Raw genomic sequence first — 22,648 nt, 5'->3', positions numbered from 1 at the left:
TCTCTTTGTCAGTAAAGTGCGCCCTTGAGGTGCGCCGCGAAGGGTGGCAGCGCAGGCGTCTACTCGGTCTGACAGGGGTAGTCCCTGTTAATCGTTTTTTCCAGAAAACGCGTTACGGCCTTGATACGTGGCAGGTACTGCAAGTCCCGATGCACTGTCATCCAGATTGTGCGGCGTACCTTGACCTGCTCATCCAGCAGTTTGAGCATGCCCAGTCGCTCCGGCTTGGCAAAAGAGGGCAGCATGACGATGCCCGCACCGGCTGCGGCGGCAAACATCTGGGCAATCATGCTGGAGGACTGAAAAGCCAGCTTGGGTCGGCTGATGATTTCGTTTAGCCAGCGCACGGTGTCCAGTTGGATCAGGTCGTCCACATAGGAGGCAAACTGGTGGTCCAGCAGGTCGTCCAGATCGCAGGGGTGGCCGTGGCGGGCCAGGTACTCGGGGGCGGCGTACAGATGCAGCGGAAAGGAGCCCAAGGGGACCACATCAATGGATTTGCCCGCCATGGGAAAGAAGCTCAGGAACACATCTGCTTCGCGCCGGTTGACGTGCATTTGCTGGGTGGTGGTGACCAATTCAATCGCAATCTTGGGGTGTAGTGCAGAAAAGCCCTGAAACTCTGCGGCCAGATACAGGGAGGCGATCCCTTCCATGGAGCCGACCCGCACCGTGCCGGAGGGCTCTTTGGGGCGATCCCCCAATTGCTCGGCCAGGGCGATGGCACTGGCTTCCATGGACTCTACATATTCCAGCAGGCCTTGCCCGCCTGCCGTCAGGTGCAGACCCTGGTTGTTGCGCTCGAAGATAGGCGCGTTAATGGTTTCTTCCAGGCGGCTTATGTGACGGCTCAGGGTGGATGGGTCCACCTTCAGACGGCGGGCGGCCGCACCCAAGGTGCCGCAGCGCGCCACCTCCAGGAAAATCTTTAAATCGTGCCAATTGGGAGCTATAGGGGACATGGCCGCAACCCGGTACAAGAATATTTGCAAGACGGGTTCAGGATTCGTGTTCAAACCCGTGCGTATTTTTAAGTCTACTGCGAGCGATCACTGGATAGATCATGCTTTCAGGGAGTTGCAAATTTGCAATACGCCTTGTGCTGCTGACTGGCTCATTCGGAAAAAGAAATAGGGGCTGCCCTGTCCCCCCGAGGCAACGGAAGTACAGGGCAGTTACTGCTTGCAGGAGGTGTCAGACGATGGCTTTATTCTTCCATCGTTTCCGAACGGGCTGGCTGACTGTCCTGCATGGGCTCACTGCTACGTGACTGGGTGGCGTTGCCGCCCCGGAATGTGGCGGGGGTGATGCGGCGGCGGTCAATGGAAAGATCAAATACATCAAAGCGGTTGTAGTAGCCCACAATGTCGTGGAATTGCTTGGGTTCCACGCAGGCATTCAGATCAAAAGTGGCATAGGCAATGCCTTCTTCATTTTGCAGAAAGTCGCCTACGGATGCGCCGGTGGGGTCCAGAAACTGGGTGGCTGCACGCGGGGTGTTTTCCAGTACTTCCCGTGCCTGGGCATCGCCGCCTTCGGTCAGGGCGTCCAGCATGGCCTTGTCCATGAAACCTGCATTCAAAATACCGAAAACCTTGGACTCGAAAGAGTGACCGCCTGCCCGTATTTTGTTGGCCGCCACATTGTCAAAATTCTGGCCGGATTTGGGCATACGTGTAGGCCAGATGGCGGGCCAGGCCGAGATATGAATCTGCTCTCCCTGAGCCGCCAGCGAGTAGCGTGCCAGCGGGTTGGTGTTTTCGCCGCAGATCAGGGCGCCGATACGGCCAATACGGGTTTGGCATACGCGCAGGCCGTGACCATCACCCGGTGCCCAGACCATTTTTTCGTAGAAAGTGGGTACCAGTTTGCGGTGGTGATTCAGGATGGAGCCATCATCGCCAATGATCACATTGGAGTTCCAGATGCAGCCTACGCTCGCCTCGGTACTTTCGCTGAATCCCAGGGACACAAAGATGCTGTTGCGCTTGGCAGCAGCGCGGATCTGGGCGATTTCCGGGCCATCAATATGGATGCTGTTGGCCGCCATTTTCTTGAACCACTCGTGGTTGTAGATAGGGGCCCACAAAGCCGCCCAGACAGGGAAGCCGGGGATAAAGGCCTCGGGGAAAGTGACCAGCTCCGCCCCATGACGGGCCGCCTCGTCAATGATGGCAATGGCCTTGCGCACGGAACCGGCGGCATCCATGTAAACAGAGGCAATGTGCGCGGCGGCAACTTGGGTGATTGGAAGTGACATGGTGTGTTTCTCTCTACGTTTAGTGAACCGTGGCCTTGGCCACACCTAATCCGGTTTCCCGGCGAACGGACATCTCTACCCACTTGGATTCGGACAAGGCGCTGCGTGTAAACAGCGAGAACAGAATCACCAGTAAGAAGCCCAGGGGGATGGAGATAATTCCGGGGTTGCGCAGGCTGATCAGGGGCTTGGACAGGCCCACTACGCTGCTTGCGTTGGCAGGGATGGCATCTGCTGTGGCCTGGGCCGTAGCGCGGTCTGAAAGCAGCTTTTCGCGCGCAGCGGGGTCGCTTGCTGCACTCAGCTTTTGATTCACGGTGGTGACAGTAGCCAGTGCCGCCTCTTTTTGCAGCAGGGGATACGTCATATTGGGTGACACCAGAACCAGCCCGATGGATAGCAGCGTTCCACCCACCACGCCCGCCACCACACCAGCGGTATTGCAGCGTTTCCAGTACAGGGTGCAGACCAGGGCGGGCAGGTTGGCAGAGGCCGCAACGGCATAGCCCAGACCGACCAGATGCGCCACGTTCTGCCCCTTGGCAGCAATACCGGCAATGATGGAGATGACGGCCATCAGCAGCGTGGCGATACGGGCGGCAATGACCTGCTCACGCTCGGTGCCTGAACCATTGCGAATCGCACCGATATACACGTCATGGGCCAGCGAGGACGCGGCGGCCAGGGTCAATCCGGCTACCACCGCCACAATCGTCGCAAAGGACACGGCGGCAACAACAGCCAGCATGAAGTTGCCCATCATGCTTTCCGGGCCACCCCCCAGCAGTTGCGCCAACATGGGTGCGGCCAGATTGCCGCCTTTATCCAGACCCAGAATGGCGCTGGGGCTGACATTGAGCGCAGCAGAGAACCCGATCACGACAATGAACAGATGGCATAGGCCGATGGCGAACATGGCATACAGCGCGGATTTGCGTGCGGCCTTGGCATTGGGCACGGTAAAAAAGCGCATCAGGATATGGGGCATGGCCGCCGTTCCCAGCACCAAGGCCATGCCCAGTGAAACTTGTTCAATCGGGTTTTTCAGGTACAGGCCCGGCTCCAGAAAGCGCTGCCCGGCTTCAGCCACGCCCAGCGAGGATTGGCCCAGGAAATTGATCACATGGTTCTGGATGGCAGGGCTGGAAATCACCGAGCCAAAGAAGGCTTCCACGTTAAAGCCGTAGGGGGCCCAGGACAGGATGACCAGCACAAAGCAAAAGGAGATCAGCAGCCCGGCCTTCAGGACCTGCACGGACGTGGTGGCGCGCATACCGCCAAACAGCACATAAATCAGCATCATCAAACCAACGATGCCCACGGAAACTTCATAGGGAATGCCGATCAGCGCACGGATAATGACGGCCCCGCCCACAATCTGCGGAACCATATAAAACAAGGCCACCAGAATGCTGGAACCGGCCACCACCAGCTTGGTCGCGCGGAAGTTGTTGCGATAGGACAGCACATCGCCCAACGTGTAGCGGCCCAGATTACGGCAGGGTTCGGCCACCAGAATCAGCACCGGGATAAAGGACACAAAAAAGCCCACCAGATAGCTGATGCCATCCAGACCGTACAGCGCAATCAGCCCGGAAACCCCTAAAAAAGCCGCTGCCGAGAGATAGTCCCCGGCAATCGCCAGCCCATTGAAACGGGCGCTGATGCCACCGCCTGCCGTGTAGAAATCACTGGCGGTGGAGTTACGGCGTGCGGCTAAAAAGGTGATACCCAGCGTGAACAAGAATAGAAAGGCGAAGACTGAAAATGTCAGCACCCTGTTGCCTTCGTTAACCAAGGTGCTTTCCTGTGCAAGCACGGTTTCGCTGACCGCCATCAAGGCAGTCGCAAATACTGTTTTTTTCATGATGAGTCCCTTAAAGGGCAGCCGAGGGTAGGGAGGACTGCGGGGATTCTTGTTGCGTTAACTGCTGAACCATCTTGTCCAGATGACGGAGCTGGACGGCATAGCGCCAGGCCACAGTACCGCCCACCAGATACTGGGCAATCAGATACCAAAGCCCGAAATTGGTGGATGTGCTTACTTTCAGACGGAATAGATCGGGGGTCAGGCTGGAAAGAATAGGGACCAGAAAAAAGAAGGCCATGCTGACAAATAACAACCTCAGCACGACGCCCCTTCGCTTGCGTACCAGATCCTGGAATTGAGGCTTGGCGTAGAGCGCCTCATAAACCTGGGCAGAGATATCCGCCATGTTTGTCTCCTTTTTATGATTGGATTTGTACTCACCATTCTTAAAAAGGAGGGCGGGATAGGAAAGCGCCAATGTTGCAAGCCCTCTTGCAAATTTGCAGGGTGGGACAGGACGCCACATTGCGGGGACTTTTCTATATCTAAATGAGAATTATTGTTAATATGGCTGATTCATTCGCTCTCTGCCTGCTGCCTTTTCCATGTCCCGCCACCCCAAGCCCAAGAAAACGTGGCTCGCTCATTACAGCGGGCTGATCGGGTCGTGGGCGAAACGCAGCTCCCTGCCGCAGGATGCCGAGGATGCGGCGCAGGACTCAATTGAAGGCCTGTTGCGGGGCGAGCATGCGGCGGCACTGGATCAAAAAGCGTATCTGTATCGCAGTGCGAAAAACCAGTTGATCAGTGAAATTCGCCGTCAGTCACGGCACGAGCTTGTGTCCTTGCACGAGCTGCCCGAGGACGAGCATCCGGCGCAAGCAGGCCCGGACAGCGACTTGCGTATGGCGCAATTAAGCCAGGCCTTGCGGGATGCGCTGCAGGAGCTGCCCTTGAAGTGCCAGCAGGTCTTTTTATGGAACAAAATAGAGGGCTATACCCAAAAGGAAATTGCCGAGAAGCTGGATTTGACGCCCAGTTCGGTGGAAAAATACATGAAGCGGGCCTTGAGGCATCTTCAAAAAAAGTTACAAAACTATGCCCCCCATTGATTCCGGATTTCCCCATGCCCAGACGTCTTAATAGTGAAGGGCGTGGTTTTCTGCCCTGTGTCCCTAGCGACGCGAACCATGCCTAGAAACGACAACGCTACCCCCTCCAATCTGCCGCGTGAACAAGCCCTGGAATGGTTTTCCCGGGAGCAGCTTGGCACCTTGAGTGTTCAGGAGCAGCAGGAGCGGGATGCCTGGTTGGCCAGTAACCCGGCTCATGAGCGTGAGTACCGTTCTTTGCAGCAGGTCTGGCAGGTGGCCGACCATCTGCCTATGGATGAAATGCGGGAGATTATGACGCGCCCGGCGCAGGAGACGCCCCGTTTCACGCGTAGGCGCTGGTTGATAGGGACGGGAGCGACGGTTGCCACGGTGGCAGCAGGTGCCTGGATCAGCCGTCCCATGTGGGCAGAGACGCCGGTTTTTACCCAACGATTACTGACCGCGCGCGGTGAGCGCCAGCAGTTTGACTTGCCCGATGGCTCCCGGCTGGATCTGAATACCGATACGGAGTTGAACATCGCCTTTTACGAATCGCGCCGTAGTGTGGAATTGTTGCGGGGCGAGGCCTTGTTTGCCGTTCATTCCGACAAGAGCCGACCCTTTTCCGTCGAGGCGGGCGAGGCGCATGTGCTGGTGACGGGCACGCAATTCAATGTGCGCCGGGAGGCGGACAAGGTGACTGTCGCGGTGCGGGAAGGATCGGTGCAATTGTCGACTGGGCCTTGGTGGCGTCGCGAGCGGGCTTCCCTGACGGCGGGACAGGTCTCCAGCGCGGTGCAGAGCAGTTTGACGCCATTGAGCCAGGAGCGGGTGGAGGCCATCACCGCCTGGCAGCAAGGGCGTATCGTGTTCCGTGATGTGCCCTTGGCAACGGTAGCCAGCGAATTGAGCCGTTATCTGGACCAGCCCCTGCGAGTGCTAGACCCGCAGATTGCCAAGTTGCGTATTTCAGGCACGCTCAGTATTGAAGAGCCTGCAGCGGCCCTGGATATCCTGCCGGATATCGCCCCGGTTCTGGTGGCACGGCAGGCTGATGGCAGTGCATTGTTGATGGCGCGATAAGGCTTCGTTAAAGATACATTCTGTATCAAAAAGAGCAGTGAGAATCATTCCGGAAAATTTTTCGCTACGGCGTCTTACTTATGGGGGCTTGTCTTTTCAGACGAAAAACAAGCTGACCCATAGCCTTGGCCAAGGGCGTCTGCGCACCGTGCGCGTACTTATTTTTTGGAACTCCGTTCATGCTGGACACGCAAGCTAGCCCCACCGCCTCGGCGCGTCGGGGTACGACATTGATTGGCCTTAACGCCCTCGCACTCTCGCTTTTTCTTGCTTTTGGTTTGCACTCTTCTGACGCCCAGGCGCAGGAAGCGCCGGTTGCCATCAGTATTGCCGCTCAGCCCTTGGATGCGGCGCTGGAAAAACTGGGCGCACAGGCCGGTTTGCAGATTTTCTATCTGCCCGATGCGGTTAAAGGGCTGAATGCGCCCTCTGTTTCCGGAAGTTTGACGGCCGATCAGGCCTTGAGCCGCTTGCTGGCCGGTACGGGCCTGGAGTTTCGGCGCAATGGCAACAATGTCTCTGTGACGCGCCCTGTACAAGGCGAGGCCACGCAGTTGGCTCCGGTGCGCGTGGTCGGGCGGGATCTGTCTACCGAAGGCTCAGGCTCCTATACGACGCAGGCAACAACGGCCGCAACAGGTCTGCGTTTGTCGCCACGGGAGACGCCTCAATCGGTCAGTGTGGTGACACGTCAGCAGATGGAAGACATGAATCTGACCACGCTGGGCGACACCTTTCGCACCGTAACGGGGATCACTGCCTCCACCTCTGATATTGATCGTACCGACATCCATTCGCGCGGTTTTTATATCGACAATTATCAGTACGATGGGGTGTCCATTGCCACGCAGAATGACTTCTTTGGCACTTCCAACTTCGATCCTATTCTGTACGACCGTATCGAGATTGTGCGTGGCGCTACCGGTTTGATGACAGGTGCGGGCAACCCCGGTGCGTCGGTCAACATGGTGCGCAAACGCGCCAGCAGTGATGTATTCACCGGCACGGCCTCGGTAGGCATAGGCTCCTGGGACCACCATCGGGGCGCGATTGATCTGTCCACGCCCTTGAACAAGGACGGCACCGTACGCGCACGAGTGGCCGGGATGATGGAGGAGCGTGACTCCTATATCGACCGCTACCACACCCGCAATCGTGCCTGGCTGGCCACGGCAGAAGCAGATGTGACACCGGACACAACGGTGCGCGTGGGGGTAGAGCATCAGGCTAAACGTCCAACTGGCGTGACCTGGGGTGGCCTGCCAACCTTGGATAAGCAGGGGAACGACCTGGATTGGCGTCGTTCTTTCAGCATTGGTGCGGATTGGACCCGCTGGGACACGACCAGCAATACCTTTTATGCCGGTGTTGATCATCGTTTCTCTAATGGCTGGTCCTTGAAGGCCAATGTCAGCCGTCTGGAAAGCAAGTACGACTCCAAGCTGATTTATCTGATGGGCCATCCCGATCCAGTCACTGGGCTAGGCATGAGCTCCTTGCTGAACCGCTCGCATCAGGAGTTTGACCAGAATAGTGCGTCCCTGGAATTGAGCGGGCCATTCGCCGCTTTTGGTCAGGAACACGAAGCGTTTGTGGGCCTGATGGGCAGCAAGGCCAACTATCGCTATGGCAATCACGCGCCACAGGGCAATACCCCGGTGGGCAATGTGTTCGAGTGGAATGGCTCTTACCCGGAGCCGGTGTGGGGCAATTTCCAACTGCTGGGCGAGCAGGAAACGCGCCAGAATGCGGTCTATGGTGCCTTGCGCTTGTCGCTTGGCGACTCCCTGAAGTTGATTGTGGGTGGTCGTCAAACCAACTGGAAACGTGAGACTGGCGATGACACCATGACTCACCATGTCTTTACGCCGTATGCGGGCCTGCTGTACGACTTCAACGAGAACTACACCGCCTATGCCAGCTACACGGATATCTTCCAGCCACAGACCTATCGTGACGCCAGTGGTGGCTATCTGGACCCGGTGCAGGGCAAGAGCTACGAACTGGGCCTGAAAGCCGAGCACTTTGACGGCAAGCTCAACACCTCGGTAGCCGTGTTTCGGATCGAACAAGACAATGTGGCCCAGAAAGATGGTGACCTGACTGTTCCCGGCTCTAGCGATTTTGCTTATCGGGGTGCCAAGGGCGTAACCAGCGAAGGGTTCGAGCTGCAGGCTTCGGGTGAAATTCAGCCAGGCTGGCAGGTGTCTGCGGGCTTTGCTCGTAACCTGGTGCGCAATGCGGAAGGTGGCCCATTTAAAACTTCCGAACCGCAGAACATGGCGAATCTCCAGACTTCTTATGTGGTGCCAGGCACCGAGGGGAAACTGACGGTGGGCGGCGGCTTGCAATGGCGTAGCCATGTTTACGTGGACAGGGTTGTCGCGCCGAACGTAAAGGCCAGACGTGCGCAAGGCTCCATCCTGCTGGCGAACATGATGGCGAATTACCGCTTCTCGTCCAGCCTGTCAGCCCAGTTGAACGTCAACAATCTGTTCGACAAGAAGTATGTGGATCTGACGGAGGATTCGCAGGGCTTTTATGGCGCACCACAAAAGATCATGCTGACGATGAAATATCAGTTTTAAGCAAAAAGCCCCGAGTCCGGCGTTGTGCCGGACTCGGGGCTTGGAAATCGTCTAAGCCTGGACGATCAAGTGCGGGAAATGGAGGTAGCAAGAAGAGTGCTAACAAGCGCCTGCAAGATTCAGGCGGCTTCTTCTACAGACAGCAGTTCTTCATGGTCAAAATACAGCGTGGTCCAAATCTGAGGGGCCGACGGGTTCGCCTGTGTACTGATTTCCAGACAGTCGCCTGACAAGTGCAAATTATCCAGCACACCCGGTTCGCCATTGATCCAGACCTTGCCGCTGACTTCCTGATAACGCTGTTTCAGTTGCAAGCGGTAGTCTGTCCCATCCAGCCCCTCCCACTCCCATTCGCCCGCGACCTGTGCAGGCACAATCCATTTGTAGATCTTGATGCCGCCTACTTGCAGGATTTCGTCGGCCTGCCAGTCGCCCATATCAAAGGCGTGCGACACAATACGCGCACCGGGCCGCAGCTCTTGCAGCAAGCGGGGGCGCAGGATGGCGTTGATAGTGTCCATCAAATACAGCGTCACGATCGTGGCCTGGCTGAAGTCTGCGGTAAACAGATCCTCTTCCACAAAGTCCACCAGATACTCCACGCCAGCGTGGCCTGCTTGCTCCATGGCATCGGCAACGCGTAGCGGGTCCAGTTCAACCCCGATGCTGGTGCAGCGATATTTTTTGGCGGCAGCAATAACAATGCGGCCATCGCCGCAGCCCAGGTCATACAGCACGTCTTTGCGGCCGGTTCCGGCCAGTTGCAGCATGGTGTCGATGACGCGGTCATCACTGGGGACAAAGGGTACGTCCAGGAAGATGTCTGGTTCCACGATGGAATGGTCGTTGAGGTCGTTAATCAGGTCTTTGAACAATAGCAGTCCTTATAGGGGGTTGAAGTCGAAGTTCGTCTAATTTTTGCCATTTATAGTTTAAACCACGGCAAAATAGGCCTAAATTCGCTTTTTGTGTCGATATGGCCGATCATCGATCTATGTCAGACTTACATGGCTCTACCTCACCCACGTCCGCCAAGCTCAAAACGCGTCTTCAGCATATACGAATCTCGCCCAGAGAATCGTTACGGATTCGTGCCTTGGCCGACCACATGCAGTACGCGGACCCCCTGGGGCATGCTCAGGCCTTGGGCATAGGTCCCGCCGTCTGGCCCTTGTTTGGTTTGGTGTGGCCGTCCAGCATACAGTTGGCCCGCAAGCTGAAAAATCGTCCTGTCCGGCCTGATGAAACCATTCTGGAGCTGGGCTGCGGCTTGGGTTTGACCAGCTTGCTCATGCACAAGCGTGGGGCTCAGATTCATGCCAGCGACTGCCACCCTCTGGTGCCGCATTTTTTGAAGTTGAATCAGGCCTTGAATGGTTTGGCCGATTTGCCCTATGTCCATGCGCAGTGGGGCGAGCAATCCTGCCCTGATTTGCTCGCTTCCCTGGGGCTACAGCCTGCCCGGCAGCGCTACGACCTGATTGTGGGCAGTGATCTGCTTTATGAAGGCAATACCCCCGCTCAGTTGGCCGAACTGGTGAACCAGCGCGCCAAAGAGCAGGCCGAAGTCTGGGTGGTGGACCCGGATCGTGGGCACCGCAATAAATTCACTCAGGAAATGGAACGCTACGGCTTTGAGCTGGTGCGGCAAGTCTGTTTGCGCGACCGGCCTATCTTGATGCCCGAAGGCAAGGAGTTGTCCTACAAGGGGCGCTGCTTGCAGTATCAACGCAGCTAAATTTGCTTCAAGGATTAGGCGGCGCGAACGGCGAGGGGGCGGTCGGCCGAGGTGGTCGCTGCGGATAAGCCGACGTCCCGAAATTCGACCCCATGCGATTGCTGGTGGTCGCCGGGTTCACCAAGCCCATCGCATTCGGGCCTTTTTGAATGATTGCTTCCGATCCCATACTTGGCGTGCTGGGCCCCGGCCCTGTTTTGGGTTGCATCTGCTGGCTCAAGCAATCGTAAGACAGCGCCGCCTGCCCATCCACCACCACACTGACGCAGCCCGGCGATGCCTCGCCTTGCGGCTTCCTGGCCGCTTCGGCTTGCGTGCTCTCCTGGGCGAAACTGCTTGCCTGGGCCAAAAACAATAAGAAAAAAAGTACGGGGCGCATGGGGCAGTACCACTCAATAAATGCGAAACCAGAAACGGGTTCGGAGTCCCCACACCCTAGCGCAAGCCGCCTTTCTGATGCGTGAAGTTTTTGTGACAGGCGCAGCGCATCGCGCCCCGTTCATGGTCCCCAACAAGTATTGCTATTTGTCAGGCATATGGCCGTTTTGCCCTCCCCAGCGCCCAAATAGAAATATGAAGTTTTTGTTACAAACGAGAGTTTTTGATTTCTGCTGCGTCTAGATGTCAACGAGTCGCGCGGCGTGCCTTCCCAGCTCAGATATCGGACGGGACACACAAGCACACCGCTCATCAGATTGAGGATCGTAAGCATCGTGATGCCAGCAGAAATTACAGGGCGCAAGGTCCGTTTGTCCGGGTGGAGGGGCCACCCTCTTTGTGCTGCGCCAGTCATGGCGCTGGCCTTGTTGCTGCCTCATGTCGCCTCTGCGCAGGCCGAGCGCAAGGTCAACATTAATGAATACATTGTGCGTGGCAACACGGTGCTGGATGCCCGCAGTATTGAAAAAGCGGTCTATCCTTTTCTGGGGCCCGAGCGCAGCCTGGGTGATATTGAAAAAGCACGCGATGCCTTGCAGGAAGTCTATAACGCCCAAGGCTATCAATCGGTCTACGTGGATCTGCCCGAGCAGGCTGTAGCCGATGGCGTGGTGTTCTTCCAGGTAACGGAAACCAAGGTCGGCCGCGTGCGCGTGGTCGGTGCGGAACACTACTCGCCGCTGGCCATTCGTGATGGCGTACCGTCCTTGCAAGAAGGGCAGGTGCCCGATTTCAGCAAAGCGCAGGCCGAACTGGCCGAATTGAATCGCGGTGCCAGCCGCCAGGTCATGCCCATGGTGAAAGAAGGGCGCGTGCCCGGCACCATGGATGTGGATCTGCGCGTTGACGATAAAAGCCCCTGGAGTGCCAGCGTGGGCTTGAACAATGATTACAGCGCCGACACCAGCAAGCTGCGCGGCATGGTCACTATTGGTCACGACAATCTTTGGCAAAGCGGCCATACCTTCTCCCTGACCTACTTCACCGCTCCGCGCGACATGCAGGACGCCAAGGTCTGGTCGGCGGCCTACACCATGCCTCTGTCGCCACGCTGGAGTCTGGCTTTTTCCGGCTACAAGTCGGACAGCGATGTCTCTACCGTAGGCGGCACCAATGTGCTGGGCAAAGGCCAGTCCTACGGCATTCATGCCACCTACACTTTCCCGCAGACCGGTACGTGGTACCACACCGCTTCGATCGGTATGGACTACAAGGATTTTGAAGAGCAGACCCGCTTTGGCGAAACCAGTGACCGTGTACCGCTGACTTATCTGCCGTTTTCGCTGGCCTATAACGGCTACCGCTACACCGAGGACTCGCAAACCAGCGTGGGCCTGACCTTGACCGGTGCCAGCCGCAGCCTGTTTGGCCTGAACAGCGAATGGGAAGAGTTCGACTACAAGCGCTGGATGGCCAGCCCCAGTTTCATGGTGTTCAAGGGTGATCTGAACCACACCGAAACCTTTGCCAAAGACTGGCAGGCCTATGGCCGCGTGGGCTTTCAGATTGGCTCGGGCGCTCTGGTTTCCAACGAGCAGTTTTCCGCCGGTGGTGCGACCAGCGTACGCGGTTATCTGGCCGCCGAGCGCAGTGCGGACGATGGCTGGATGGCCAGCGTAGAGCTGCGCACTCCCTCCTTGGCCCGCTGGATTGGCCCCTCGGTGAACGAGTGGCGCTTCTATGCCTTTAGCGATGTTGCGCGTTTGCGTTTGCGCGATCCCTTGCCCGAACAGGAGTCCAGCTTTCATCTGGCCAGTGTGGGCATAGGCACGCGTTTGCAAATGTTTGACTGGCTGTCCCTGCACGCCGACTGGGCGTATCCCCTGACGCAAGGCGTCAACACCGAACGACACGATCCGCGTGTGCACTTCAGCCTGCGCGCCTCCTTCTGACCCCCTTAGCCAGAACAATCTGCCTGAATTTGTTCCCGGAGTAATTCGATCATGAAACGCCTTCTTCTTTTGATGCTCGCCGTGATGGTGGGCTGGCTACCCGCCGTGGCGCAGGCCTGGTGGCAGCCTGATTGGCAGTACCGCAAGCAAATCTCCGTTGATACCACGCCCGAGGGTGGCGCGATCAGCGAGAACGTAGGCCGCACCCCTTTGCTGGTGCGTCTGCACACCGGCAATTTTTCCTTTGATGGCACCAATGAAAACGGCTCGGACCTGCGCTTTGTGTCCGGCGATGATCAGACCGTGCTGAACCACCAGATCGAAAGCTTTGATCCCTTGATGGGCATGGCGCTGATCTGGGTGGATATTCCCGAGGTGATGGCCAGCCAGAAGCAGGATATCTGGATGTACTACGGCAATGAGAAAGCCCCGGTGGCTTCCAACGGCCAGATCACCTTTGATCCCAACTACACCCTGGTCTACCACTTTGATGGTGCCGCTGGTGCGCCTTCGCGTGACAGCACAGCCTATACCAACCATGCTCAAACGGCCCCAGCAGGAGTGACGGATGGGGTATCCGGCCGTGCCGCCCAGTTTGTGGGTGCTGCGCCTTTGATGTTGCCTGCCAGCCCCTCCCTGGCGGTGCCTGCTGCCGGTGCTTTTTCCTTTAGTGCCTGGGTACGTGCAGACCAGCCTCAAGCCCAGCAATTAGTCTATGCCCGTCGTGATGGCGCGAACAGCTTTTTGATCGGTCTGGACCAGGGCGTGCCCTTTGTAGAAATCAATGGCCAACGCAGCCCGGCCGGTGCGCCTTTGTCGCCCAATACCTGGCAGCATCTGGCCGTTACAGCCGATGGCAGCCAAGTCATTTTGTACGTGCAAGGCCGTGCTACGGCTTCGCTGAATGCCAGCCTGCCACCCTTGAATACCGTTGCCGCCCTGGGTGCGGATGTGCCGGGCGCTGTGCTGGCGACTCCTGTGGCCCCTGCTGCTGAAACGGCTACTGCCGAGGGTGCAACAGCGGGTGCCGCTGCGGCTCCGGCCCTTGCCGCTACTGAAAGCGCGGCTCCAGCCGCCGTACCTGCCACTCAGTACGCGCCTTTTGTCGGTGCTATCGACGAGCTGCGCTTGTCCAAGATCGCCCGACCTGCTGCCCTGATTTATGCCGACGCGCTGGCCCAGGGTGCCGAGTCCCGCCTTGTGGCGTACGGCGTGGATGAAGAGCAGTCCGGTTTTGGTTTTGGCGCCTTGGGATTCCTGCTCAAAGCCGTGCCTATGGACGCCTGGATTGTGATCGCCGTGCTGGTGTTCATGATGTTCCAGTCCTGGGTCATCATGTATCGCAAGAGCCGCCAGGTAGGCCGTGTGCAAGAAGCCAACCGCCAGTTCCGTGACGCCTTTGGTGAATCCGGCGGCAAGCTGGATGCGGTGCAGACCGACGCCAAGGCCGAACAGAACTTTGCCCACTCCTCGCTATGGCGCTTGTATCGCATGGGTGTGAAAGAGCTGCACAACCGTCAGGCCCAAGGCATGAAAGCGCTGTCCCCCAACAGTATTGAAGCCATTCGTGCTTCCATGGATGGCGTACGTACACAAGAAAATCAGGCACTGGGCGCACGTTTGGGCATCTTGTCCAACGCGATTGCCGGTGGCCCTTATATCGGTCTGCTCGGCACGGTGCTGGGGATTATGGTCGTGTTCCTGGGCACGGCGATGGCAGGGGATGTGAACATCAACGCCATTGCCCCCGGTATGGCCGCCGCTTTGCTGGCTACCGCCATGGGCCTGTTCGTCGCGATTCCTGCCTTGTTTGGCTACAACCGCCTGGTTGGCCGCAATAAAGAGGTCAGCGCCGATATGCGTGTGTTTGTGGACGAGTTCGTGACTCGTCTGGCCGAAGTGCATGGTCAGAACACGGCCGCGCCCAAGAGCAAACATGACAAGCACGAGGCGGCACTGGCTCAAGGCGCTGACCTTGATCTGGCGAACGCCCAGGCTGCTGGTTCGGCATAAGGAACGGACATGGCAGCCCTACGAGACGACGACGATGATTCCGCAGCCGTTGACGGTATCAACATTACCCCGCTGGTCGATGTGCTGATGGTGGTGCTGGTCATGTTCATCCTGACCGCCACCGCACAGATCTCCGGGATTCAGGTGAATTTGCCCAAGGCCAGTTCTACCGTGTCCCTGGTCCAGCCCAAGACCAAAGCGATTTCCATTAATGAGGCGGGCCAGGTGTTTCTGGATGCGTATCCGGTGACCTTGCCCGAGCTGGAAGACCGCCTGCGTACCGAGAAAGCCCTGAACCCGGACTTCCCGGTGATTGTGCGCGGCGACAGCATCGTGCAGTACCAGAAAGTGGTGGAAGTGCTGGATGTGTTGCGGCGCTTGGAGCTGTCCCAGGTCGGTCTGGTGACCGGCAAACCTCAGTAAGTTACTTGGTGTTCTAACGATGTTGCCAAACTCATCCAAACCGCAAGCCACCGAACGCGCACGCTGGCGTCGCTTGGCTATCAGGGTGCTGGTTGTGGTGCTGGTGGCGCTGCTGGGCTGGTGGGTCTGGAAATGGGCCAATGACATGGCGGGGATCAAACGCCAGGTGCCCAAAGAGCCCATGTTGATTCCCTTGCCGCCACCGCCTCCACCACCGCCCGAGCCCGAACCTCCACCAGAGCCTGAAGAGCCCAAAGAAGAGGAAGTGGTCGAGCCGGAGCCTGAACCCGAGCCTACGCCTGTTGAAGAACCTCAACCGCAGGATGAAGCGCCTCCCACGCCATCGGACGATTTGTCAGACCCGATGCAAATGGACAGCGACGCCCAGGCCGGTACTGACAGCTTCAACATCAGTGCCGGACAGGGGCGGGGCATGGGCGGCAGCGGCGGTGGCCGTGCAGGCAATGCCACCTATAGCCAGTACCTGGCCTATGCGCTGCAAAAGATCCTGCGTGAAGACAGCCGCACCCGCAACCTGGTCTACCGCGTCCAGGTGCAGTTGTGGCTGACCGAAGACGGGTCCATTACCCGTGTCGCCCTGTCGCAGTCCTCGGGCGATACCGAGATTGATACGGCGCTGATCGCCGCCTTGCGTGAAGTAGGGCGCTTGAGCGAGCGGCCCCCGGCGTCGGTAAGCATGCCTATTCGTGCCCAGGTGACGGGTCGTAGGCCCAGTTGATTGTCTGCCCATTTTTGACCGAATGATTTGGAGTGCGCTTTTCATGAAATCCCATCCTACTCGGCTGGCTTGCGCGGTGGCGCTGGCCTTGACCTGCACAGCTAGCCCCGTGCTGGCTCAGGCGCCATCCCAGAACGCCACCGTTAATCTGATTCGCTTGCTGGTGCAGCAAGGGGTCTTGCCACAGGCCCAGGCCGATGCGCTGGTGGCCCAGGCCGAGGCAGAAGCGGCCCAGGCCCGCAAAGCTGATATTGGTGCGGCGGGTGCGGCCCAGGCTCAGCCGGGTGATGTGCGCGTGACCTACATCCCCGAAACGGTGCGTGAGCAGATTCGCGAGGAAGTCAAAAACGAAGTCATGTCGCAGGCCAAGGCCGAAAACTGGGCCCAGCCCAATACCTTCCCGGATTGGGTGTCGCGTATCACGGTTGAGGGCGATGTACGGGTGCGTAACGAGTCGCGCCTGATGGATGGTGCGAACAGCAATGAGCTGATCAACTTTGCCAAGTGGAACGACAACGGCCCCATTCCGACCGTGGTCGAGAACAAGCCGTATGGCCTGAAGATTCCTTATCTGAACAGCCGCCAGGACCGTCGAAATCTGTGGCGTATCCGTGCCCGTCTGGGAGTGAAAGCGACGCTGTCCGAGCGTTGGGAGGCGGGTATCCGTCTGGCCACGGGGAGCGACGACAACCCGGTGTCCACGTCCGACACCTTGGGTAATGGCATGGGTAAAAAGCACCTGTGGCTGGATCAGGCTTACTTGTCCTACCGGCCCACGGATTGGGCCACCATTGTGGCGGGCCGTGCGTCCAGCCCCTTTGATTCCACCGATTTGCTGTGGTCGTCTGATCTGAATGTGGACGGTATTTCTGCTGCCTTCAAACACGCCCTGTCAGATCGTCCCGTAACGGTATTCGGTAACCTGGGTGCGTACGCGCTGGAATACGCCAACACGCCGTGGGATCGCAATAGCCTGTCCGAAGGTTCCAGTGAAAACAAATGGCTGCTGGGTGCGCAGATCGGTGCCGAATGGAAGATCAACGAGCGCAATAATCTGCGCGGTAGCCTGGCGTATTACCACTTCGACAATATCGCGGGCCAGCGCTCCAGCGCCTGCACGCTGTATTCGTCCAGCGATGTGTGCGATACCGACTGGTCGCGCCCAGCCTTCATGCAAAAGGGCAATACCGTGTTCCTCTTGCGTGACATTCGCCAGTGGTCGGCAGACCCCAAGAACTGGAACGAATGGCAGTACGTGGGCCTGGCTTCCAAGTTCAACTTGCTGGACGTGAACATGCGCTGGGACACCGAAGTCATGAATGGCCTGAGCCTGCGTCTTGCCGGTAATTACGTGCGTAACCTGGCCTACGACAGCAACAAGATGGCCGATCGCGCTGGTGGCCTGCATAACATCGCCTCCAACGGTACTTACGATGCTTCCGGCAACCCGACCGGCATCGAAAGTGGTGGCAATGCCTGGATGGTGCAAGCCACCTTGGGCAGCAGCCTGGGCCTGAAAGACAAGGGCGACTGGCTGGCATTTGCGGGCTACAAGTACATCGAACCGGATGCCATGCCCGATGGCTATAACGACTCTTCCTTCCACCTGGGTGGCACCAATGCACGTGGCTACTTTGTAGGTGCAGGCTACGCCTTCGAGAAGAACGTGACAGGTCACCTGCGCTGGAGCAGTTCCAAGGAAGTGTATGGTGCGCCGCTGTCTATCGACATCATCCAGCTTGAACTTAACGCCAGGTTCTAAGCCATGAAGATATTGAATTCATCCTGGAAGCAGCGTGTACAGCCAAGCGGGCGCAAGCCTTTTGCCATGACGCTGTGCGCTGTGTTGCTGGCGGGTTTGGGCCCGTGGGCTGGCCCAGCCATGGCACAAAAATCGGATATGGAGGAGCGACTGCGCACGCAGTTGCGCTCCAGCACCCAGCAATTGCAGCAGTTGCAAAGCCAGCAAGCGCAGTTGACGGCGGCGAAAACGGCCGCAGAAACAGAGCGTGATGCGGCCCGCAAAGAAGTCGAGCAGCTCAAGGCCCGTTTGGACAAGTCCAGCCAGCAGGCGCAAACCCTGAAAGACGAGCAGGAGGGCATCAAGACCTCTGCTCGTCAGCAAGTGGCGGCAGCGCAATCGCAATTAGGCCGTGCGCGTAACGAGTTTGAAACCTTGCAGGTGCAAGCTCGTGCTACAGAAACGCAGCGAGCCAGCCTGGCGTCCAGTCTGGCTCAGCGTGAAGAGGAATTGGCGCTGTGTACGGCAAAAAACAAGGAGCTGTATGCCGCCGGGAAAGAAATTCTGGCGGCGTATGAGCAGTTCAGTACCGGTGATTTGCTCAAGATTCGACAACCGCTGGCCGCCTCGGCGCGTGTGAAGTTTGACGAGCACGCCCAGGCGTTGGGCGACAAGCTTTACGACGGCTTGTACACGCCCGGCGCAGCCGAAACGACAGCGCCGCCGGTAGCGCCTTGAGCCTTATTGATTGATACCCACAAGGAATATGTATGACTGACTCCCAAACCATCCAATCCGTCTCCTTGAAGCAATTGCAGGAGTTATTGCAGCAGATGGGCTATCGCGTCACCGAGTCCGAACAGGCTGGTAATCGTCAACTGTTGTCGGCCTCGCAGGGCATTGGCTTTGCGCTGCGTCTGGGCAATCCGGCGAATGAAGCCGATCAAGCACTGGACTACACCTTGAGCTGCGCCTTGCGTGTGCAAGGCGAGATGCCTGCCGGGATCGAGTCAGCCTGGAATATCGGCAAGCGCTTCGCCCGTTTGGCTGTGCAAGGCGAGTTTCTGGTGCTGGAAATGGACGTGATTGTGGCCGGTGGTGTTGCACCGACCTATCTGCAAGCGACGGCTGAATTGTGGGATCGCTTGTTGCAAGAGTTCCTGCTGTTCCTGCGCCAGTACGCGGCGGCGAATCAGGCGGTCATTGGTGAACAGGCGGCTGGCGAGCAAGACGCAACGCCAGCGCCGGTTGAGCCAGCCGAAACCGAACAAACTGAAGCCGCCCAGGCCTGAGTCCGGTGAGCATGATGACGCACCCCAAATTCCTGCTGCAAAGTGTGCTGGCCCTGAGCCTGTCGGCCTTGTTGGTGGGTTGTGGAAAAAATGGTGATGCCCAAGCCCAGCAGCCGCAAAAAGCGCCTGCCGGGCAGCAGATCAGCACACCGGCTGCGACGGTAAACCAGACCGTTGCCACACCGGCGGTCGCAACCTTGGGACAAGTAGCGGTCAGCCAGGACGAGTTGCAACAATTCCTGCAGATTTTGCCTCCTGCCCAGCGTGACGCCATGCGTAATGATCGTGTGGTGCTGGAGCAGTGGCTGCGCAGCCGTCTGGCCGAGAAAGCTGTAGTGGAGCAGGCCAAGGCCCAGGAGTGGGATAAAAAGGCCGAAGTCCATCGCGCGATTGAAGAAGCGCAAAACCAGGTCATTCTGCGCAGCTATCTGCAATCCGTGTCTGAGCCCGCGGCCGACTATCCGTCCGAACAGGATCTGCAAACGGCATATCAGGCCAATCAGGATCAGTTCCAATTGCCTCCCATGTACCGTCTGAGCCAGATCTTTCTAAGCGTGCCGGACAAGGATGAACAGGCCTTGGCGCAAGCCAGGAAAAGAGCCGATGCCTGGGTCAAGCAAATGCGCGAGGGCAAGGCGGATTTTGCAGCCCTGGCGAAAGAGCATTCGGACGAAAGAGTCAGCGCCGAGCGGGGTGGCGACAATGGGTTTCTACCCTTGAGCCAACTGGTGCCCGCCATGCGTTCCATCGTTACCAAGCTGGAGCCGGGGCAAGTCAGCGATCCGATTGTGCAGGCCGATGGTGTGCATATTCTGAAAGTGGCGGAGCTGCGCCCCGCCAGCCTGCGTTCGCTTGCGGAGGTCGAGCCTGCCTTGCGCGATGCCTTGCGACGCCAGCGACAGCAGGAAGCCACCCAGGCGTATGTGGCAGGCATGCTGGATGCCGATACGGTGACCGTGGATGGCAAGGTCTTGAGTCAGTTACTGCAACAGACGCAGGAGCCTTGAGCAGAGAGCGCACTGTCCGGCCGGGCAGTGCGCCAAGAAAAAAGCGGGATTGGACTGTCACTATGTTGTCATTGGGGACTTCTACAATCGCCTCGCCTCACCCCTTTTCGTTTCACTGTCCGACGCCGCGGCTAGACCAATTAACGTGCGCATGACCATGACTCAGGTGGCGATCAGTGTGGCGGTGTTACTCGGTGCTTTCTTGTTATTTGCCTGCGCAAGTCTCGCAGTTGCCCGGTCTGATGCTGACACCCTGCTAAATTCTTCTGAACGCTTGTCTTTCGACATTGCGGCCCAGCCTTTGGCTCAGGCTTTGAAAGTGTATGGGCAGCGTTCTGATCTCTCTGTGCTGCTGGACGGTGCTGATCCCCAGCGACCTATGCCAGCGGTGCGTGGCGAGATGACACGCACCCAGGCCTTGGCCGCCTTGCTGGAGGGCTCGGGCCTGCAAGCCTATTACCTGGATAACCGCTCGATTGTGATCCGTCTGCCTGACAGCAAGCCGGGCCGGGCGCCATCCGGGCAGCGTCCCTTGAACTTGAGCCATATCTCCGGTGTACGCGATGGCGCCCATGATTACAGCGCCTATGTCACGCGTGTGCAGCAGACGGTGCGTAATGACTTGTGCAGCAGGCCCCTGACGCGTCCCGGCGGCTATCGCCTGGCCATGCAGCTTTGGTTGAACCCGGATGGGCAGGTAGAGCGCGTGCATTTGTTGGGCTCTACCGGGCAGGCGGGCCGTGATACGGCAATCCGCCGGGTGCTGGACAAGCTGGCAATGGGTGTCGCGCCCGATGCCGGTTTGCCGCAACCCTTGGTCTTGTTGTTGGCCCCGGTCTCGGGCCATGTGCGTGATGACTGTCCGGTGCAGGCGGGGAAGTAGATCATGTCCGACGCCCTGCGTAGCCGTTTGCGCCAAAGCCTGATTGCCCGCTACACGCATTTGCGTCGTCGCTTGGAGCGCACGATTGGTTCGCGTGAGGATGCCGCCGATGCCTTGCAGGAAACCTGGATACGGATTGGCGGCGTGGGGAATGGCGTGTCGGTGAATAACGACGAAGCCTACCTGCTGCGCATGGCCACCCATATCGCCATTGATTCTTACAAGCAGCGCAACAACTTGCTGACGGCCATGGATCTGGATGCCTTGACCCATATTGCTGACGATAGTTACGACACCCAGCGCTGCGCCTGGGCGCGCATCACGACTGCGCAGTTGTTGGCTGTTTTGCAGGATATGCCCATCCGTCAGCGCTCGATATTGATGGCTTCGCGGGTGGATGGTCTGACCTATGCCCAGATCGCCAAACAGTACAATATTTCGGTTTCCCTGGTGAACAAGGAAATGATGCGCGCGCTGGACTATTTGCGCCTGCGCTGCGCAGAACAATTCAACGATGCTGTGGGTGTCAGTGTCTCCGACAGTCTTTCCTGATGCCTACTGTTTGCACCATGAGTCTTCCTTCATCCTCCCTATCCGATGCCATTCGCACCCAAGCCAATCAATGGTGGGTGCAGTTGCATTCGGGCAGTGCCCGGCAGTCTGATGCCCAGGATTTTCAGCAATGGCTGGAGCAAAGTCCGGAGCACCGTGCGGCCTGGCGGGAAGTGATGGTGACAATGAACACCGTGACCCCCGGTTTGCAGGCAGCAAGGCATTTATTGCCGGAATGGAAAGCACCCGCTGCCCAGCCCGTCTTTACGGCCCGACGCGCCTTTATGGGTGGGGCGTTTGCCGCATCGGCTTTGGCCGTTGTTGGTGTGGTGCACCCGCCCTGGGGCTTGTGGCCATCGTTCACGGAGCTGACGTCGGACTTTCGGACCGGTGTGGGCGAGCAGCGTGAAATTCAGATCGGTCAGGCTGTGGCTATTCAGATGAATACCCAGACCTGCCTCAACCGCCGCGATACCGCGCAAGGTGCAGGCATAGAGCTGGTAGAAGGCGAGGTTGAAATTCATGTGCTGGATGGCGCTACTAGTCATCTTCACGTACAGGCCGGGCCGGGGCGTATGCAGGCCCAGCAGGCGCAATTCAATGTGCGTTACACCGGGCGCACGGTCACGGTGACGTGTCTGCAAGGACAAATGATGGTGCAAGCCAATCAAACCGTCACCTTGCAGGCGGGTCAGCAAACGGTTTACGACTACGAGCGTATCCAAGCCGTGCAGCGACCCAATCTGGATCAGGTCAGTTCCTGGCGTCGCGGCTATCTGGCGTTTGAAGGCCAGGCTCTGTCCGAGGTGGTGGAGGAGCTGAACCGCTACAGGCCCGGCAAGATCGTGGTCTATAGCGATAGCCTGAAAAGCCGCCCGGTGTATTTAAGCCTGTCCATCAGCGATATGGACTTGGCCCTGGACATGCTGCGCGCCATGTCGGGCATACGTGTGCAAGAGCTGGCCGGTGGGATTGCCTTGTTAAGGCAGGCTTAGTTACATAAAGTAACAAAATTAGGGTGATTGATTTCTCGTCCAAACCAGTCTTGTAGATATGGATACGAAATCCCTCCAGTCTTAAGCCGGGAACCTCAAG

General features: G+C 58.2%; 21 protein-coding genes. 15 read left to right on the top strand and 6 right to left on the bottom strand.

The features are described 5' to 3' along the window. Positions 1 to 59: 59 nt before the first annotated feature. The 4 genes from JYG33_RS11580 to JYG33_RS11565 form a co-directional block, all read right to left on the bottom strand. On the bottom strand, positions 60 to 962 hold the full coding sequence (locus tag JYG33_RS11580; protein WP_207872393.1) for a LysR family transcriptional regulator: 903 nt from the start codon (positions 960 to 962) through the stop codon (positions 60 to 62). Positions 963 to 1,207: 245 nt separating this feature from the next. Further along, positions 1,208 to 2,260: a carbon-nitrogen hydrolase family protein gene (locus JYG33_RS11575; protein ID WP_207872392.1), complete on the bottom strand. Its 1,053-nt coding sequence runs from the start codon at positions 2,258 to 2,260 to the stop codon at positions 1,208 to 1,210. Between the two features lie 19 nt (positions 2,261 to 2,279). After that, the gene (locus tag JYG33_RS11570) at positions 2,280 to 4,127 is read right to left on the bottom strand and encodes a cation acetate symporter (protein ID WP_207872391.1); all 1,848 of its coding nucleotides are present in this window, start codon (positions 4,125 to 4,127) and stop codon (positions 2,280 to 2,282) included. 10 nt (positions 4,128 to 4,137) lie between these two features. After that, entirely contained in the window at positions 4,138 to 4,476 is a 339-nt protein-coding gene (locus JYG33_RS11565) for a DUF485 domain-containing protein (RefSeq protein WP_207872390.1), read from the bottom strand. Positions 4,477 to 4,675: 199 nt separating this feature from the next. Between JYG33_RS11565 and JYG33_RS11560 the strand changes: the two genes are divergently transcribed. From JYG33_RS11560 to JYG33_RS11550, 3 genes are all read left to right on the top strand, one after another. Then, complete coding sequence (locus JYG33_RS11560; RefSeq protein ID WP_207872389.1) at positions 4,676 to 5,182, top strand: sigma-70 family RNA polymerase sigma factor; 507 nt, start codon at positions 4,676 to 4,678, stop codon at positions 5,180 to 5,182. A gap of 78 nt (positions 5,183 to 5,260) precedes the next feature. Next, complete coding sequence (locus tag JYG33_RS11555; protein WP_207872388.1) at positions 5,261 to 6,247, top strand: FecR family protein; 987 nt, start codon at positions 5,261 to 5,263, stop codon at positions 6,245 to 6,247. A 179-nt stretch (positions 6,248 to 6,426) separates the two neighbouring features. Then, complete coding sequence (locus tag JYG33_RS11550; RefSeq protein ID WP_207872387.1) at positions 6,427 to 8,835, top strand: TonB-dependent receptor; 2,409 nt, start codon at positions 6,427 to 6,429, stop codon at positions 8,833 to 8,835. A gap of 119 nt (positions 8,836 to 8,954) precedes the next feature. On the opposite strand, the gene JYG33_RS11545 is transcribed toward JYG33_RS11550, so the two are convergent. Further along, on the bottom strand, positions 8,955 to 9,710 hold the full coding sequence (locus tag JYG33_RS11545; protein WP_207872386.1) for a class I SAM-dependent methyltransferase: 756 nt from the start codon (positions 9,708 to 9,710) through the stop codon (positions 8,955 to 8,957). Positions 9,711 to 9,829: 119 nt separating this feature from the next. On the opposite strand from JYG33_RS11545, the gene JYG33_RS11540 reads away from it, so the two are divergent. Then, complete coding sequence (locus JYG33_RS11540; RefSeq protein WP_207872385.1) at positions 9,830 to 10,573, top strand: methyltransferase domain-containing protein; 744 nt, start codon at positions 9,830 to 9,832, stop codon at positions 10,571 to 10,573. A 7-nt stretch (positions 10,574 to 10,580) separates the two neighbouring features. Here JYG33_RS11540 and JYG33_RS11535 read toward each other — a convergent pair whose 3' ends face one another. Next, positions 10,581 to 10,952 (bottom strand): hypothetical protein, encoded by a 372-nt coding sequence (locus JYG33_RS11535; protein ID WP_207872384.1) that lies wholly within the window; start codon positions 10,950 to 10,952, stop codon positions 10,581 to 10,583. 337 nt (positions 10,953 to 11,289) lie between these two features. On the opposite strand from JYG33_RS11535, the gene JYG33_RS11530 reads away from it, so the two are divergent. The 11 genes from JYG33_RS11530 (at position 11,290) to JYG33_RS11480 (ending at position 22,548) form a co-directional block, all read left to right on the top strand. Beyond that, on the top strand, positions 11,290 to 12,903 hold the full coding sequence (locus tag JYG33_RS11530) for a ShlB/FhaC/HecB family hemolysin secretion/activation protein (RefSeq protein WP_207875831.1): 1,614 nt from the start codon (positions 11,290 to 11,292) through the stop codon (positions 12,901 to 12,903). Between the two features lie 51 nt (positions 12,904 to 12,954). Continuing rightward, positions 12,955 to 14,916, top strand: coding sequence for a MotA/TolQ/ExbB proton channel family protein (locus tag JYG33_RS11525; RefSeq protein WP_207872383.1), 1,962 nt, complete (start codon positions 12,955 to 12,957; stop codon positions 14,914 to 14,916). A 9-nt stretch (positions 14,917 to 14,925) separates the two neighbouring features. After that, complete coding sequence (locus JYG33_RS11520) at positions 14,926 to 15,339, top strand: biopolymer transporter ExbD (protein WP_189392634.1); 414 nt, start codon at positions 14,926 to 14,928, stop codon at positions 15,337 to 15,339. Positions 15,340 to 15,358: 19 nt separating this feature from the next. Next, positions 15,359 to 16,078, top strand: coding sequence for a TonB family protein (locus tag JYG33_RS11515; protein ID WP_243430158.1), 720 nt, complete (start codon positions 15,359 to 15,361; stop codon positions 16,076 to 16,078). Positions 16,079 to 16,121: 43 nt separating this feature from the next. Beyond that, complete coding sequence (locus JYG33_RS11510; protein ID WP_207872382.1) at positions 16,122 to 17,840, top strand: putative porin; 1,719 nt, start codon at positions 16,122 to 16,124, stop codon at positions 17,838 to 17,840. A 3-nt stretch (positions 17,841 to 17,843) separates the two neighbouring features. Continuing rightward, positions 17,844 to 18,557 (top strand): DNA repair protein, encoded by a 714-nt coding sequence (locus JYG33_RS11505; RefSeq protein WP_207872381.1) that lies wholly within the window; start codon positions 17,844 to 17,846, stop codon positions 18,555 to 18,557. Between the two features lie 32 nt (positions 18,558 to 18,589). Further along, on the top strand, positions 18,590 to 19,111 hold the full coding sequence (locus tag JYG33_RS11500; RefSeq protein WP_207872380.1) for a YbjN domain-containing protein: 522 nt from the start codon (positions 18,590 to 18,592) through the stop codon (positions 19,109 to 19,111). 11 nt (positions 19,112 to 19,122) lie between these two features. Next, positions 19,123 to 20,118, top strand: coding sequence for a peptidylprolyl isomerase (locus JYG33_RS11495; protein WP_207872379.1), 996 nt, complete (start codon positions 19,123 to 19,125; stop codon positions 20,116 to 20,118). Between the two features lie 151 nt (positions 20,119 to 20,269). Beyond that, positions 20,270 to 21,001: a TonB C-terminal domain-containing protein gene (locus JYG33_RS11490; protein ID WP_207872378.1), complete on the top strand. Its 732-nt coding sequence runs from the start codon at positions 20,270 to 20,272 to the stop codon at positions 20,999 to 21,001. A 3-nt stretch (positions 21,002 to 21,004) separates the two neighbouring features. After that, entirely contained in the window at positions 21,005 to 21,553 is a 549-nt protein-coding gene (locus JYG33_RS11485; protein ID WP_207872377.1) for an RNA polymerase sigma factor, read from the top strand. 17 nt (positions 21,554 to 21,570) lie between these two features. Beyond that, entirely contained in the window at positions 21,571 to 22,548 is a 978-nt protein-coding gene (locus JYG33_RS11480; RefSeq protein ID WP_207872376.1) for a FecR domain-containing protein, read from the top strand. Positions 22,549 to 22,648: the final 100 nt, after the last annotated feature.

This window comes from Alcaligenes sp. SORT26 (genome assembly GCF_017377875.1).
Taxonomy (GTDB): Bacteria; Pseudomonadota; Gammaproteobacteria; order Burkholderiales; family Burkholderiaceae_B; genus Alcaligenes; species Alcaligenes parafaecalis.
This window is presented reverse-complemented; position numbering and strand designations above follow the sequence as displayed.

Excerpts from the sequence above, each read along its gene's own strand:
- JYG33_RS11490 (WP_207872378.1), top strand. The coding sequence starts at position 20,270 with ATGACCATGACTCAGGTGGCGATCAGTGTGGCGGTGTTACTCGGTGCT.
- JYG33_RS11540 (WP_207872385.1), top strand. The coding sequence starts at position 9,830 with ATGTCAGACTTACATGGCTCTACCTCACCCACGTCCGCCAAGCTCAAA.
- JYG33_RS11575 (WP_207872392.1), bottom strand. The coding sequence starts at position 2,260 with ATGTCACTTCCAATCACCCAAGTTGCCGCCGCGCACATTGCCTCTGTT.
- JYG33_RS11500 (WP_207872380.1), top strand. The coding sequence starts at position 18,590 with ATGACTGACTCCCAAACCATCCAATCCGTCTCCTTGAAGCAATTGCAG.
- JYG33_RS11515 (WP_243430158.1), top strand. The coding sequence starts at position 15,359 with ATGTTGCCAAACTCATCCAAACCGCAAGCCACCGAACGCGCACGCTGG.
- JYG33_RS11495 (WP_207872379.1), top strand. The coding sequence starts at position 19,123 with ATGATGACGCACCCCAAATTCCTGCTGCAAAGTGTGCTGGCCCTGAGC.
- JYG33_RS11535 (WP_207872384.1), bottom strand. The coding sequence starts at position 10,952 with ATGCGCCCCGTACTTTTTTTCTTATTGTTTTTGGCCCAGGCAAGCAGT.
- JYG33_RS11480 (WP_207872376.1), top strand. The coding sequence starts at position 21,571 with ATGAGTCTTCCTTCATCCTCCCTATCCGATGCCATTCGCACCCAAGCC.
- JYG33_RS11580 (WP_207872393.1), bottom strand. The coding sequence starts at position 962 with ATGTCCCCTATAGCTCCCAATTGGCACGATTTAAAGATTTTCCTGGAG.
- JYG33_RS11485 (WP_207872377.1), top strand. The coding sequence starts at position 21,005 with ATGTCCGACGCCCTGCGTAGCCGTTTGCGCCAAAGCCTGATTGCCCGC.
- JYG33_RS11570 (WP_207872391.1), bottom strand. The coding sequence starts at position 4,127 with ATGAAAAAAACAGTATTTGCGACTGCCTTGATGGCGGTCAGCGAAACC.
- JYG33_RS11550 (WP_207872387.1), top strand. The coding sequence starts at position 6,427 with ATGCTGGACACGCAAGCTAGCCCCACCGCCTCGGCGCGTCGGGGTACG.
- JYG33_RS11505 (WP_207872381.1), top strand. The coding sequence starts at position 17,844 with ATGAAGATATTGAATTCATCCTGGAAGCAGCGTGTACAGCCAAGCGGG.
- JYG33_RS11525 (WP_207872383.1), top strand. The coding sequence starts at position 12,955 with ATGAAACGCCTTCTTCTTTTGATGCTCGCCGTGATGGTGGGCTGGCTA.
- JYG33_RS11510 (WP_207872382.1), top strand. The coding sequence starts at position 16,122 with ATGAAATCCCATCCTACTCGGCTGGCTTGCGCGGTGGCGCTGGCCTTG.
- JYG33_RS11520 (WP_189392634.1), top strand. The coding sequence starts at position 14,926 with ATGGCAGCCCTACGAGACGACGACGATGATTCCGCAGCCGTTGACGGT.
- JYG33_RS11530 (WP_207875831.1), top strand. The coding sequence starts at position 11,290 with ATGCCAGCAGAAATTACAGGGCGCAAGGTCCGTTTGTCCGGGTGGAGG.
- JYG33_RS11565 (WP_207872390.1), bottom strand. The coding sequence starts at position 4,476 with ATGGCGGATATCTCTGCCCAGGTTTATGAGGCGCTCTACGCCAAGCCT.
- JYG33_RS11560 (WP_207872389.1), top strand. The coding sequence starts at position 4,676 with ATGTCCCGCCACCCCAAGCCCAAGAAAACGTGGCTCGCTCATTACAGC.
- JYG33_RS11555 (WP_207872388.1), top strand. The coding sequence starts at position 5,261 with ATGCCTAGAAACGACAACGCTACCCCCTCCAATCTGCCGCGTGAACAA.